General features: G+C 42.5%; 11 protein-coding genes and 1 other annotated feature. Of the genes, 9 read left to right on the top strand and 2 right to left on the bottom strand.

The genetic code is table 11. From position 1 onward, the window contains the following. The first annotated feature begins 197 nt into the window (after positions 1 to 197). The 6 genes from rny to CA600_RS11220 all read left to right on the top strand — a co-directional run bounded on the left by rny (position 198) and on the right by CA600_RS11220 (position 6,724). A complete protein-coding gene (gene rny, locus CA600_RS11245; RefSeq protein ID WP_042128807.1) occupies positions 198 to 1,739 on the top strand; it encodes a ribonuclease Y in 1,542 nt (513 codons plus the stop codon). 141 nt (positions 1,740 to 1,880) lie between these two features. Next, positions 1,881 to 2,675, top strand: coding sequence for a TIGR00282 family metallophosphoesterase (locus CA600_RS11240; RefSeq protein WP_094870270.1), 795 nt, complete (start codon positions 1,881 to 1,883; stop codon positions 2,673 to 2,675). A 201-nt stretch (positions 2,676 to 2,876) separates the two neighbouring features. Continuing rightward, entirely contained in the window at positions 2,877 to 3,137 is a 261-nt protein-coding gene (locus CA600_RS11235) for a stage V sporulation protein S (RefSeq protein ID WP_019910496.1), read from the top strand. Between the two features lie 150 nt (positions 3,138 to 3,287). Further along, positions 3,288 to 4,253 carry a dipeptidase gene (locus CA600_RS11230; protein WP_094870269.1) on the top strand — a complete coding sequence of 322 codons (966 nt, stop codon included), beginning with the start codon at positions 3,288 to 3,290 and terminating at the stop codon, positions 4,251 to 4,253. A gap of 138 nt (positions 4,254 to 4,391) precedes the next feature. Then, a complete protein-coding gene (gene pduL / locus CA600_RS11225) occupies positions 4,392 to 4,964 on the top strand; it encodes a phosphate propanoyltransferase (RefSeq protein ID WP_094870268.1) in 573 nt (190 codons plus the stop codon). A gap of 398 nt (positions 4,965 to 5,362) precedes the next feature. Continuing rightward, complete coding sequence (locus CA600_RS11220; RefSeq protein WP_094870267.1) at positions 5,363 to 6,724, top strand: DEAD/DEAH box helicase; 1,362 nt, start codon at positions 5,363 to 5,365, stop codon at positions 6,722 to 6,724. Between the two features lie 301 nt (positions 6,725 to 7,025). On the opposite strand, the gene dapA is transcribed toward CA600_RS11220, so the two are convergent. Next, positions 7,026 to 7,922 (bottom strand): 4-hydroxy-tetrahydrodipicolinate synthase, encoded by an 897-nt coding sequence (gene dapA, locus CA600_RS11215; RefSeq protein WP_094870266.1) that lies wholly within the window; start codon positions 7,920 to 7,922, stop codon positions 7,026 to 7,028. A 121-nt stretch (positions 7,923 to 8,043) separates the two neighbouring features. Between dapA and CA600_RS11210 the strand changes: the two genes are divergently transcribed. The 3 genes from CA600_RS11210 (at position 8,044) to metG (ending at position 13,049) form a co-directional block, all read left to right on the top strand. Next, a complete protein-coding gene (locus tag CA600_RS11210) occupies positions 8,044 to 8,943 on the top strand; it encodes a LysR family transcriptional regulator (protein ID WP_094870265.1) in 900 nt (299 codons plus the stop codon). Positions 8,944 to 9,078: 135 nt separating this feature from the next. Continuing rightward, the gene (gene htpG / locus CA600_RS11205; RefSeq protein ID WP_094870264.1) at positions 9,079 to 10,959 is read left to right on the top strand and encodes a molecular chaperone HtpG; all 1,881 of its coding nucleotides are present in this window, start codon (positions 9,079 to 9,081) and stop codon (positions 10,957 to 10,959) included. A 137-nt stretch (positions 10,960 to 11,096) separates the two neighbouring features. Then, positions 11,097 to 11,358 (top strand) — a binding site (T-box leader). A 44-nt stretch (positions 11,359 to 11,402) separates the two neighbouring features. After that, positions 11,403 to 13,049 carry a methionine--tRNA ligase gene (metG, locus tag CA600_RS11200; RefSeq protein ID WP_094870263.1) on the top strand — a complete coding sequence of 549 codons (1,647 nt, stop codon included), beginning with the start codon at positions 11,403 to 11,405 and terminating at the stop codon, positions 13,047 to 13,049. A gap of 9 nt (positions 13,050 to 13,058) precedes the next feature. Here metG and CA600_RS11195 read toward each other — a convergent pair whose 3' ends face one another. After that, a complete protein-coding gene (locus tag CA600_RS11195) occupies positions 13,059 to 13,928 on the bottom strand; it encodes a LysR family transcriptional regulator (protein ID WP_094870262.1) in 870 nt (289 codons plus the stop codon). Positions 13,929 to 14,061: the final 133 nt, after the last annotated feature.

Raw genomic sequence — 14,061 nt, 5'->3', positions numbered from 1 at the left:
GGGACTTTTTAAAACGGTTCGCGTACAACTCATATGAAATGTAATCGCCGGATAAGGCGGGCAGTGTGCATGTGCAGCATGTGCAGTATGGCAATCGGTTATTTACCGGTTTTTTGTATGGTGATGAACGGATAGTTTAACAACTGCACAATTCCCAGGGATATACCTTGGAGAGGAACCAACGAGGAGGTGAACAGATGCAAGCATGGATCTGGGTCATTATCGTTCTCGTTGTAGCTGCATTATTCTTTGGGTTCGGTTATTTTATTCGTAAATCCCTTGCAGAAGCTAAAATTCAAAGCGCAGAAAGAGAAGCCGTAGTCATCGTGGAGAACGCGAAGAAAGACGCAGAGGCGCTGAAGAAAGAAACAGTATTGGAAGCTAAGGATGAAGTCCATAGAATCCGTACTGAAGCTGAGAAAGAAACTCGTGAACGTCGGAATGAAATCCAACGGCAAGAGAGACGTTTGCTGCAAAAGGAAGAATCTCTGGATAAAAAAATGGAATCGCTTGAAAGAAAAGAAGAACAAGTAGCTAACAAAGAGAAACGAATTGATGAAACCCAACAGCAAATTGATGTTATTTACAAAAACCAAGTCACTGAATTGGAGAGAATTTCCAATTTAAGCATCGAAGATGCAAGAAGTATTATTCTTAGCAATGTTGAGCAAGAAGTTCGCCATGAAACGGCTCAAATGATCAAAGAGATTGAACAGCAGGCGAAAGAGGAAGCGGATAAGAAATCCCGCGAAATCATTACACTCGCTATCCAACGCTGTGCAGCTGATCACGTAGCGGAGACAACAGTTTCAGTTGTTACCCTGCCGAACGAAGAGATGAAAGGTCGGATTATCGGTCGTGAAGGCCGTAATATTCGTGCACTTGAAACTCTCACAGGTATCGACCTCATTATTGATGATACGCCGGAAGCAGTTATTTTGTCGGGATTTGATCCAATCCGCCGTGAAGTGGCCCGTACGGCACTTGAGAAGCTTGTGGCAGATGGACGTATCCATCCCGCTCGAATTGAAGAGATGGTGGAGAAATCCCGCAAAGAAGTGGACGAACGAATTCGCGAGTATGGTGAACAAGCTACTTTCGAAGTGGGTGTTCACGGATTACATCCAGATTTGATCAAGATTCTGGGTCGTCTGAAATTCCGTACAAGCTATGGTCAAAATGTATTGAAGCACTCCATGGAGGTTGCTTATTTAACTGGACTGATGGCCGGTGAGCTTGGGGAAGACATCGTGCTTGCAAAACGTGCAGGATTACTCCATGATATCGGCAAAGCGCTGGATCATGAAGTAGAAGGATCGCATGTTGAGATCGGCGTTGAACTAGCGAAGAAATATAAGGAACATCCGGTTGTTATCAACAGTATCGCGTCTCATCATGGAGATTGCGAAGCTACTTCGGTTATTGCTATGTTGGTTGGTGCAGCTGATGCATTGTCAGCAGCAAGACCTGGCGCTCGCCGTGAAACACTGGAAACGTATATTAAACGTCTAGAAAAACTGGAAGAAATCTCAGAGTCATTCGAAGGTGTTGAGAAATCATTTGCTATTCAGGCGGGCCGTGAGGTACGCGTGATGGTACAGCCAGAGAAGATTGACGATGCAGAGGCATTCCGTCTTGCTCGCGATATTACGAAGATGATTGAAAGTGAACTGGATTATCCAGGACATATCAAAGTTACCGTTATTCGTGAGACACGGGCTGTTGAATACGCTAAATAGGTGGAATATAAGGTTAAGGGATAAGATGTAACTTATACTTTCTTATATTTGTTGAGAATTGGCCCCTAAGCGGGGCCTTTTTCTTTTGAATATGAGGCCTTATCCATAAGCTATAGCGGTTAAGATTAGGAGGAGAGAATCATTAAAGTACTATTTATTGGAGATATCGTTGGAAATGTTGGCAGAAAGGCTCTTCGTGAGATGTTGCCCTCACTAAAAAGTAAATATCAGCCACATATCATTATTGTTAATGGTGAAAATTCAGCTGCTGGAAGAGGGATCACTAAGGCGATTGCGAATGAATTTTTTAACTGGGGCGTTCACGGAATAACGATGGGGAACCACACCTGGGACAATAAAGATATTTTTGAGTTCATCGATGATGAAGCCCGGATTATTCGCCCTGCGAATTTTCCACCAGGAACACCGGGAAGAGGTTATACGGTCGTTAAAGGTAACGGTAAAGAACTGGCCATTGTAAATTTGCAAGGCCGGACATTCTTACCTGCTATCGATTGTCCTTTCCGCGTTGGAGAAGAAATTGTGGAGGAGCTTCGTAGAGATCATAAATGTATTTTAGTCGATTTCCATGCGGAGGTAACCTCTGAGAAAATCGCCATGGGATATTTTATGGATGGTCGCGCATCGATTGTTGTGGGGACACATACTCATGTTCAGACAAATGATGATGTGATTTTGCCAGGAGGAACTGCGTATTTGACCGATGCGGGTATGGTTGGTTCAAGCGAAGGGATTCTGGGTATGGAAAGAGAGGCAGTACTTTATAAGTTCACAACTCAGCTTCCAGCGCGATTTGTTGTCGATGAAGGCAAGTGGCAGCTTCACGGTTTATTTGCAGAATTAGATGAATCAACTGGTGCGGCAACTCGTCTGGAGAAGATACGGCTTCGTGAAGATGAATGGGTTATGAGCTAAGCGTATTACAGAGTATTTTGTTAATTCGGGTAATTTCGCCGAGTTAGGGTAAAGTGTGATATTTTTTATATCGTAACAGAGTATCTTGTACACCGTTTTTGGAAGACGTGGTCCGTAAAAAGAAGGAATTATTTCTTCTCTCGCGAATAACATCTAAAGTAGTGGAAGAACACCATTATTTTCCCAGGGGAGGTACTTACTATGGATGTATTAAAAGTATCAGCTAAATCCAATCCAAATTCCGTCGCCGGCGCATTAGCAGGTGTTCTTCGTGAACGTGGATCGGCCGAATTGCAAGCTATTGGAGCTGGAGCACTGAATCAAGCAGTCAAAGCAGTTGCCATTGCCCGGGGATTTGTTGCACCAAGCGGAGTTGATTTGATCTGCATTCCTGCTTTCACTGATATAGTGATTGATGGAGAAGATCGAACCGCGATTAAACTGATTGTTGAACCCAGATAATAGACCTATAGAATGAATGAGCCTGTTTACTTTTGTAAACAGGTTTTTTTGCTTTTTATTTATAGTCTGAAGTTTTTTGGCATAGGATTTGAAATAGGGTCTTGGAAGATGAATTATACGGCTAGAACTGCGAGAAAGTGAGGTTATAGAATGAGTGTTAATAAGCTTAAGGTAGCGGATTTTCATTGTGATGTGCTAAGCAAAATGCAAGCCTCTCCGGATATTGATTTTGACAATGATCCCCGATTAGATGTTACTGCAGAGCGGTTAAGATCGGGCGGAGTGGAATTGCAGATTTTTGCAATATATCTTTCGACAAGTAGGGGCAGAGCAAGCTTTGAACATGTTCTAGGGCAAATGGATCTCTTTAGGCAAAAGATAGTGAACACAGATGGGCTTCAGTGGTTACGGTGGAAGGAGCAAGTAGGGAATCGGCTAGTAGGCGCTCCTCCGCAAGCAATGCTCTCTCTGGAGGGCGTAGACGGCTTAGAAGGGAACTTGTTTTATGCCCAGCTCTGTTTCGAACTTGGAGTACGCTTTCTTGGTGTAACTTGGAATTATGCGAACTGGGCAGCAGATGGTGTGCTAGAGAAACGAAATGGTGGATTTACGGAAAAAGGGAGAAAGCTGATAGAATGGTGCAACGAAAGTGGAATGCTGCTGGATGTGTCGCATTTATCGCAAGCGGGGTTCTGGGAGTTGGCTGATTTAAGTAATCGTCCGTTTATTGCCTCCCATTCGAATGCTGCAGCTATATGTGGGCATGTTAGAAATTTAAATGATGAACAGATTAAAGCTTTGATTGCAATGGATGGAAGAATAGGCCTGACCTTTTATCCGTGGTTTGTACGTGATGATGGGAAGGCTTGCATGGATGATTTGTTAAAGCACATTGAACATGTAAGTAGTCTCGGCGGAGAGAAGCATATGATGTTTGGCTCGGATTTTGACGGCATTGATACTTGGGTGGAGAAGTTGGAGCATCCGGGAAAATACCCTGATCTTATAGAACAGCTGCTTCGTTATTATCCAGAGGATACTGTGAAAGGTTGGATGTATGAGAATGCGACCTCTTTTTTAAGCGAAAACTTGCCCTCTCAGGTGTCTAAACCATGACAATCTTGTGCAAAAAACATAAAATGTCGAAAAAAGGGGCTTCGTTATGATGCAGCCCTTTTTATTTTTGGGTAAGAAGATGTATAATGGTTAATGGCTTGTACAGATACTAGAGAAAATACAAGGAGTGACTTTACAATGAGTAAGACTGTACCCGTAGGTGTGTCGGCTAGACATATTCACCTTACGCAAGAGCACGTGGAGGCTCTGTTTGGCCCAGGATGTCAATTAACTGAGTTCAAACCACTTTCACAACCAGGACAATTTGCAGCAAATGAACAAGTAGCAGTTATCGGTAGCAAAGGTAAATTTGACAAGGTAAGAATTTTGGGACCTGCTCGTCCGGCTTCCCAATTAGAAATTTCCCGTACTGACTCCTTCGCACTTGGCGTGAAAGCTCCAGTTCGCGAATCTGGAAATATTGAAGGAACACCTGGCATTACGCTTAAAGGACCTGCTGGTGAAGTTGAATTAGAACAAGGTGTTATTATCGCAGCTCGTCACATTCACTTCCACACATCTGAAGCTGAAGCTTGGGGCATTGCGGATAAGCAATTGCTTAAAGTTCGTCTGGGTGGCGACCGCGGTCTCGTATTGGAGAACGTAATTGCTCGTGTATCTGACAGCTTCAAACTTGATATGCATATTGATACTGACGAAGCTAATGCTGCAGGTGCCAACAATGGCGACACTGCTGAAATCGTAGACTAGTCTTCATACGAATGATAAGAAGCGGGGGAGAAATCCTTCGCTTTTTTTTGTTTGTTTTCTGCGTGCAAAAATGTTATGTGACTAATATGCCCGCTCGCTTGAACATTTTTCCGACTGCATAGCTCTTATTGTTTCGTATTTGTGCGGATTTGTGCCCGATTTACACGAATAGGTGCAATAGAGTCCGATCGCTCAAAAAGATGTGTATTCAGGAGCATAGGAATTCAGGAACTCAGAACTCAGGGTGGATCCTATCCTGAAATGGATTTTTAATGAAAATTGGTGCGATGATAAAGAATATCTATTATTATTTGAATGATTATGTTATGATTATTGTTTATGACGTGACAAAAGGATTTTTTGTTAAGAATATATGTATTAGAAATTAAGGAGACAAAATGACATTTAACGAACTGAATATTATGCCTGCGATTTTAAAGGCTTTAACCAAAGAAAACTATACATCACCTACACCAATACAGGAGCAATCGATCCCAGCTGTATTAGCAGGTAGAGATTTACTTGGATGTGCTCAAACGGGAACAGGAAAAACAGCTGCATTCTCTGTACCTATTATTCAATTATTAAGCGAACAAACAAGTCCCAATAAATCAAACAATGTGCGACGAATTCGCTCACTGATCTTAACACCGACAAGAGAACTAGCGATTCAAATTGCTGATAACATAAAAGCGTATAGCCAATATACAGATATCCGCTCTGCTGCCATCGTTGGCGGTGTATCACAGAAAGTACAAGAGCGTGCCCTGAATCAAGGTGCTGATATTCTAATTGCTACACCAGGTAGACTTATCGACCTGATCAATCAAAAACGTGTGGACCTACAGCATGTCCAAATTCTTGTCTTGGATGAAGCTGACCGTATGCTAGATATGGGCTTTATCCATGATGTAAAGCGGATTATCGCCAAAATGCCAACGAAAAAACAAACGCTGTTCTTCTCGGCAACGATGCCTACTGAGATCTCCAAATTGATCAAAACCTTGCTTGTAAATCCAGTAAAAGTAGAAATCACACCCGTGTCATCTACTGCGGACAGAATCGAACAATCGATCTATTTGTTAGAGAACGGAAACAAGCAAAACCAATTGAATCTTTTATTACAGGATAAATCAATCGTTTCTGCGCTGGTGTTTACTCGTACTAAACGTGGTGCAGACCGTGTTACTCGTGATCTAGCAAAAGTGAACATTTCTGCACAAGCCATTCACGGCAATAAATCGCAGAATGATCGTCAGAATGCATTGCGGAATTTTAAAAGTGGTGCAACCCGTGTGCTAGTAGCTACGGATATCGCCGCGCGAGGAATCGATATTGATGAGTTGTCTCATGTAATCAACTTTAACTTGCCTAATATTCCAGAAACCTATGTGCACCGAATTGGTCGTACGGGTAGAGCGGGTTTAAGCGGGACTGCAATCTCTTTTTGTGAATCTGAAGAGCTTCCGTTCCTTAAAGATATTGAGAAATTGATCGGAAAATCGATTCCTGAAGTGAAGGATCACCCGTATCCGATGTCTCGTAAAACGCAGATGAAGACAGAACGATCTTCGAAACCGTCAGGTTCGAGATCTGCCTCTTCAAAACCGTCGACCTCTAGACCTTCTACAGCTAAACCTGCGGGGTCAAAGCCAGCGGCATCTAAGCCTGCCAAAGCAAAGCCTAAGTCTAACCCTCCACTAAAGCCAAAGTCTGAGTGGTTCACCAAGGGAAGACAGCAAACTTCGAGCAGCAGATAAGTTGTTTTGAACGCTGGACGTTTTATATAGTAAGATCTCAAAACCGTCAGAGAAATCTGATGGTTTTTTTTGTTTTTTGATGCTGCGGTAAGTTAATAGGTGATACTCTTTTATTTAAAATTAGAGGTGATGTTGTGGACGATACTAAACTATATACACTGTGGATAGAATCAGAAGAATGGTTAGAATAATATCGAAAAAGTTATTGCTGATCTTCTCGATGAGAGCGATTTCGACGTTAGATTCATTACAAAAAAGCCGCTACACAGTTCCCACTGTATAACGGCTGTTGTTATTATAGTTATGCAGTCGCTTCAATCGCGTTGTCCTGAATATAAGAACTAAGCTCTTGCTGAAGCGCTGTGCTGATGGAAGTCATTGGGAGGCGAAGCGTATCCGAATTGATTAGGCCATTTTGGCTAAGCATCCATTTGATTGGAGCGGGGTTCGATTCCTTGAACAAGAGACGGATGATCGGCAGTAGTTGTTCAAAGTTTTCTTTGGATAAGTCGAATTGACCCGATTTGAAGGCTTCGTATATACGGATACATTCTGCTGGATAAACGTTCGCAGTAGCAAGCATACCACCAGCTGCCCCGGAGCTAAGCATTTCAAAAAAGAGTGAATCGTCGCCGCCAAGCACAGGTTTGCTACCTGTACGAACTAGCTCAGTAACCATTTTGGTGCTACCAGAGCAGTCTTTTAATCCGACAACATGATTCATTTCTAGGATTGTACGTGCAGTATCTAGGGTCATAGCAGTACCCGTACGACTTGGAATGTCATAAGCCATGATCGGAATACCTACTTCTGCCGCTTTGCGGAAATGGGCAATGATGCCCTCTTGTGATGGACGACTATAATAAGGGACGACTACTAGTGCGCAATCCGCACCAAGGTTAGCTGCGATCTCTGTGCGTGCTACCGTAGAAGCTGTGTCATTGGTTCCTGTACCGACTACTAAGGGGATAGATGTAGATTGTAAAAGCTCACGAGAAGTGTTTACTAGAAGCTGCATTTCATTTACGGTTACAGTTGGCGATTCACCGGTGGTTCCATTAACGACCAGACCTTGTATGCTGTTGTTAATAAGGTTCTTTACATAACGCTGATACGAATCCAGATCGACTTCACCAGCAGCATTGAACGGGGTGACCACGGGGACATAAATTCCATAAATCTGTTGTTCTGTAAGCATAAATTATCGGCCTCCAAAATATTTTAATTCCTCTACATACACTTTACCATGGAATGTTGCATCGTCGTTAGCTATAATAAATGATGTGTATCATCAAAAATATTGATGTTAGGGTGAGGTTATGGATTTAACCTATTTACGAACATTCCGCGAGGTAGCTAAACGTCAGAGCTTTACACGTGCTGCTGAAGAGCTAGGTTATGCCCAGTCGAGTGTTACGATGCAAATACAGAAGATAGAGAAGGAATACGGAGTCCCTTTAATAGAACGGCATGGTCGCCAATTGCGTCTTACCCCGCCTGGAGAAGAGCTATTGAAGCTATTCGTGGAGATTTTGGATCTGTATGATCGTTCTAAAGAAACCATCGCCCAGCAAATAGGAGGCACGCTAACAATTGGGACAATAGATTCATTAGCCGCATTCTACTTGCCCCCTTACCTACAGCAGTTGAGGACGAAATTCCCGAAACTTGATATCCATCTACAAACTATGCAGGAAGCTAGTCTTGTGGCCAAAATAAAAGACGGGGAAGTGGACATCGGCTTGATGCTTGATCGTACCACTACGGATTCTCTACTTGATCGTACGATCATTAGAGACGAACCGCTTGTATTGATCGCCCCCATTAATCATCCACTTGCCCGGAAGGATATAGTAAGCTTACAGGATCTAAATAACTGTGAATTAATTGTTTCTGAAGAAAGCTGTATTTATCGGAGTCTGTTCGAGAATCTGTTAAAGGATCACGGCATTATATTCCGCATAGGCTTTGAGCTTTCGAATCTAGAAGCGATCAAACGTTGTGTAATGAATGGTCTGGGAATTGCCCTGCTACCAAAAATCGTAGCAGAGGAAGAAATTGAGCGGGGGAACTTGGCCGAGCTGCCCTTCGCACATCCGGAAATTCACTTTGATCTGCAGCTTCTGATGCATCCTAAGAAATGGAAGTCCCAGCCGTTGCAATTTCTAACGCAAATGTTACTTGTGAATGAATCGTTAGCGAAAGGTAGCATTATTTAATGAAAGTCGCTATAAATATTGACATTCAAAATCAGTTTATGTTATATAAAAAGAAGAATTAGCACTCATCTAAGAAGAGTGCTAATCATAGAGTGTTGTACAAGAAGGTTATTTTGAAAGGAGATTTATTTATTCATGGCCAAAAAAGAGTTTAAAGCCGAATCGAAAAGATTGCTGGAAATGATGATTAACTCCATTTATACCCAACGAGAAATTTTCCTGCGCGAGTTGATTTCCAATGCAAGTGATGCGATTGATAAGATCTATTACAGAGCATTAGCTGATGAAGGCCTGGTCTTCAACAAAGAGGATTACTATATTAAAGTGAGTGCTGATAAGGCGAACAGAACCTTGACGATTTCCGATACAGGGATCGGGATGACTCAAGAGGAACTGGAGAATAACTTAGGAACGATCGCGAAGAGCGGATCGCTTGCTTTTAAAAAAGAGAATGAAGCTAAAGATGGTCATAATATCATCGGACAGTTCGGTGTTGGCTTCTACGCTGCGTTTATGGTGGCAGATGACGTTACAGTGATCAGTAAGGCACTAGGCAGCGACGAGGCCTTTAAATGGGAGTCTAAGGGCGCTGACGGCTATACTCTGGAGTCTGTCGAGAAGGATTCTGTGGGTACTGATGTTATTTTGAAGATTAAAGAGAATACCGAAGAAGATCAATATGATGAATATCTGGAAGAATATCGCCTGAAATCCATCATTAAAAAATACTCCGACTTCATCCGTTTCCCTATTAAGATGGACGTGAAGGAGCAAAAGCCAAAAGAAGGCACAGAAAACGAGTTTGAGGAAGTTGTTCAAGAACAAACCGTAAACAGCATGGTACCAATCTGGCGGAAGAACAAAAGCGAGCTGACCACAGAAGATTACGATAACTTCTATGCAGAGAAACGTTACGGCTTCGACAAACCGCTTAAACATATTCATATCAGTGCCGATGGTGCTGTAGTATATAATGCAATCCTGTTCATCCCAGAAAATACACCTTTTGATTATTACACAAAGGAATATGAAAAAGGTCTTGAGCTTTATTCCAACGGTGTATTGATCATGAACAAATGTGCAGATCTGCTGCCTGACTATTTTAGCTTTGTAAAAGGTATGGTAGATTCAGAGGATCTTTCGCTGAACATCTCCAGAGAGATGCTCCAGCATGACCGTCAGCTGACCTTGATCGCTAAGAACATTAAGAATAAAGTGAAGAGCCAACTGCAAAGCTTGCTGAAGGATGAAAGAGAGAAATATGAGCAGTTCTATAATGCTTTTGGCAGACAGCTTAAATTCGGTGTGTACAATGATTATGGAATGCACAAAGATACACTTCAAGACTTACTGATGTTCTACTCCTCCAAGGAGAAGAAGCTGGTAACACTGGACGAATATGTATCAAGAATGCCAGAAGATCAGAAGTACATCTATTATGCATCCGGAGAGTCGATCGACAGAATCGAAAAGCTCCCACAAACCGAGCTGGTATCGGATAAAGGGTATGAAATTCTCTACTTCACTGATGATATTGATGAATTTGCGATCAAGATGATCCAGTCGTATAAGGAAAAAGAATTTAAATCCGTATCCAGTGGTGATCTGGGAATCGAAGCTGACGAAGCGGACAAGCCAACGGAAGCGGAAGAGAACGAAAACAAGGAGCTTTTTGAAGCGATGAAGGACATCCTGTCCGGCAAAGTGAAGAATGTTAAAGCTTCTAAACGTTTGAAGACGCATCCGGTATGCCTCTCTGCAGAAGGTGAACTGACGATCGAGATGGAAAAAATCCTGAAATCGATGCCGAATGGGCAAGAGGTTCAAGCGGACAAGGTACTCGAAATCAACATTCATCACGAAGTATTCCTGTCCTTGAAAGCGGCAGCTGAGAACGATAAAGAGAAGCTCGGTTTATACACGAACTTGCTGTACAACCAAGCCCTGTTGATCGAAGGATTGCAAGTTAGTGATCCTGTTCAATTCACCAATGATATTTGTAAAATCATGAAATAATATAAAGTACAGGGACCATCCAATTGTATTATGATTGGGTGGTCTTTTTCATGGGAATTATGGCGAATTCATTATGTTTGAGCTTATGCATTGACATTACTCGATAAATTAAGTATTATTTCCAGTAACTTGAATATGTAAAAGCAAAGAAGAGAAAGAGTACCACGGCAATTCTTTCAACAGAGAGCTCCGGTCGCTGAAAAGGAGTAAAGAAAACCCTTGGGAATATGGTCTCAGAGCTGCGCATCGAAACCTTATGGGTTGTAGGCTGCGCCGGAACCTGCATCCGTTACAGTGCTAGGGTATAAACGTTAATTAACGTCGTACCTGAAGAGGTAAATGTCATGAGGCATTTATAAAATTAGGTGGTAACACGTGAGTAGAACTCTCGTCCTTTGTGGATGGGAGTTTTTTTGTTGTCTAAAAAAAGGAGGAGAAGGTTAATGAGTAATGTGTTTATAGGTGGTGCTTGGCCGTATGCGAATGGATCTTTACATCTTGGGAGATTATCAAGTGTGTTGCCTGGGGATGTGCTGGCACGATATTTTCGCTCCAAAGGGGATAACGTATTATATGTATCAGGCAGTGATTGCCATGGCACACCCGTAGCGGTTCAGGCTGCGAATGAAGGAATTACGCCCGGAGCCTTTGCGAGCAGATATCATGAAGAGTTTCTGAAGTGTTTTGAACAGCTGGGATTTAGTTATGATCTATATACTCGAACGGATCAACCGCAGCATCATAAGGTCGTGCAAGAGTTGTTTACAAAGCTGCTAGAGAATGGTCATTTATATAAAAAAACCATTGCGCAATGTTACTGCGAGGTAGATCAGCGCTTTTTGCCAGACAGATATGTAGAAGGGACTTGTCCGGTATGTGGCCAGCGAGCACGAGGGGATCAATGTGATTATTGTTCTACGATTCTAGATCCTGCCGATTTGTTAGACAGAGTCTGCAAATTATGTGGGAGTACGCCAACAGAACGGCCTACAGAACATTATTATCTTAGCTTATCTAATTTTCAGTCTGAATTAACGGAATATGTAGAGGAAGCACAATTTTGGAGAGAAAACGCTGTTAAACTGACCAAACGTTATTTACAAGAAGAGCTGCAGGACCGCGCGGTAACAAGAGACTTGTCTTGGGGTGTAGATGTCCCTGTGGCTGGATTTGAAGATAAAAAAATTTATGTTTGGATTGAGGCGGTAAGTGGTTATCTATCAGCCAGTAAGCAGTGGGCTGCGCAGTCCGGAGGAAGCTGGGAGGATTTTTGGTTAGAGAATAAAGGGAAGATTACCGCTTATTATGTCCATGGTAAAGACAATATTCCTTTTCACACCTTAATATGGCCGGCTGTGTTATTAGGAGCAGGAGGTTTGCATTTACCGGACAGGATTATATCTAGCGAATATTTAACCCTTGAAGGGCAGAAGTTCTCCACTAGCCGAAATTGGGCGGTCTGGGTACCTGATATTTTAGAGCGGTATCAGCCAGATTCTATTCGTTATTTCTTAATTGCCAATGGACCCGAGAAGCGGGACACGGATTTTTCCTGGAGAGAGTTTATTTATAGCCATAATGGAGAGCTGCTTGGAGCATTTGGTAACTTTGTGAATCGTTCATTGGCTTTTGTAGATAAGTTTTATGAAGGGAAAGTGCCGAATGGGCAATTGGATAAGGGGTGGAGGGACAACATCGACCTCTTGTATCTGGAATCAGGGCGGCTTATTGAGGCTGGGAATATAAAAGATGCGCTGGAGTATATTTTTTCTTACGTGCGCAAGGCAAACCAGTATTTCGATCTGCAAAAACCATGGATACAGATAAAAGAGGATCAGGTTTCTTGTGATTCTGCAATATACACATGTGTTCAGATTATTGCGAACCTAGCGAATTTGCTGCATCCGTTTCTCCCGTTCTCTTGTGACAAGATCAGGGGGTTCCTGTCGTTAGAACTACCGAATTGGCAGCCTTGCTCGGTGCCCCCTTACCAACAGATTACTGATTTACAATTGTTGTTTGAACGAATTGATATTAGTCGTATTAAAGAAGAAGAGGATAGACTAGTTCAACAACAAGTGAATAAATAGCGAAGATTCTTAACCATTCTTAAAGCTTTCAATAAACTTAGAAGCTAGTGATGATAGGTATTTATCCTTGATCCAGACGGCGGCGACCCGCGTGCGTAGTGATTCACTACTGATTTCTTTATAGATCAAATTCCGATTACTCGTTAATTCGAAAGCGGATTTGGGAATGATTCCGATGCCAAGACCAGCGTTTGCCCAGAGCAGTGTTGTTCGCGCATCATCATTCATACAGAAAATCAGCGGATCAAAACCATTCTCAAGACAGGTTTCCCGGATAAGCTGCTCAAAACGGCGGTAGATAATGAGCGGCTTATCTTTTAATTCACCGATCTCAACGAAGTTTTCATCTGTTTTCCAGTCATACTCTGGCGTCATTACGGCAATCATAGGCTCAGCCTGTGTGTAAAGACATTCTAAATTTGTAGCATTAAAGGGTGTCCTAACAATCCCGACTTCGACAATACCTTTACTCAAGAGGTCAATGATTCTAAAGGTATTTCCTTCATGAATCTCAAACTTCACACCTTGATACGTTTTGTGGAACTCACATAGCCGATCTTGAAGCAACGTAGCTCCAGAGGAAGAAACTGTACCAATGGCTAGGGTTCCTTTTAAACCTTTGACAAAATCAGTGAGCTCACGGGCAGTGGAATCTGCCAGCTCCAGAATTTGTTGGGCACGGTCCCGCAAAATGGCTCCAGCTTCAGTGAGCTGAACGCTGCGTGGACCTCGTTCCACTAGCTTTACACCGAGTTCTTCCTCCAGGAGTTTTAGCTGCTGGCTCAGCGGAGGCTGGGCCATTTGCAGCTTTCTGGCCGCGGATGTAATCTGTCCTTCCTCAGCTATCGCCATAAAATATTTAAGTTGTCTAATATCCATAAAAGAATCCTCCGAACTTGAGATATGTTAATCGTATGGGAGCGATACGAATCCAATATTATTAATATATGAGTAGATATGCCATAATCATAACTGTTCTTATACATATTTCAAGTGGTTAAATACTTCTTAG

Origin of the sequence: Paenibacillus sp. VTT E-133280, assembly GCF_002264385.1 — a bacterium.
GTDB classification, from domain to species: domain Bacteria; phylum Bacillota; class Bacilli; order Paenibacillales; family Paenibacillaceae; genus Paenibacillus_AQ; species Paenibacillus_AQ nitricinens.
Note: the sequence above shows the minus strand (reverse complement) of the source record. Positions and strands in the feature narration are given on the sequence as shown.

Bases quoted from the DNA above. Each gene is read 5' to 3' on its own strand.
- CA600_RS11220 (WP_094870267.1), top strand. From the start codon at position 5,363: ATGACATTTAACGAACTGAATATTATGCCTGCGATTTTAAAGGCTTTA.
- rny (WP_042128807.1), top strand. From the start codon at position 198: ATGCAAGCATGGATCTGGGTCATTATCGTTCTCGTTGTAGCTGCATTA.
- CA600_RS11230 (WP_094870269.1), top strand. From the start codon at position 3,288: ATGAGTGTTAATAAGCTTAAGGTAGCGGATTTTCATTGTGATGTGCTA.
- CA600_RS11235 (WP_019910496.1), top strand. From the start codon at position 2,877: ATGGATGTATTAAAAGTATCAGCTAAATCCAATCCAAATTCCGTCGCC.
- CA600_RS11195 (WP_094870262.1), bottom strand. From the start codon at position 13,928: ATGGATATTAGACAACTTAAATATTTTATGGCGATAGCTGAGGAAGGA.
- metG (WP_094870263.1), top strand. From the start codon at position 11,403: ATGAGTAATGTGTTTATAGGTGGTGCTTGGCCGTATGCGAATGGATCT.
- pduL (WP_094870268.1), top strand. From the start codon at position 4,392: ATGAGTAAGACTGTACCCGTAGGTGTGTCGGCTAGACATATTCACCTT.
- CA600_RS11210 (WP_094870265.1), top strand. From the start codon at position 8,044: ATGGATTTAACCTATTTACGAACATTCCGCGAGGTAGCTAAACGTCAG.
- dapA (WP_094870266.1), bottom strand. From the start codon at position 7,922: ATGCTTACAGAACAACAGATTTATGGAATTTATGTCCCCGTGGTCACC.
- htpG (WP_094870264.1), top strand. From the start codon at position 9,079: ATGGCCAAAAAAGAGTTTAAAGCCGAATCGAAAAGATTGCTGGAAATG.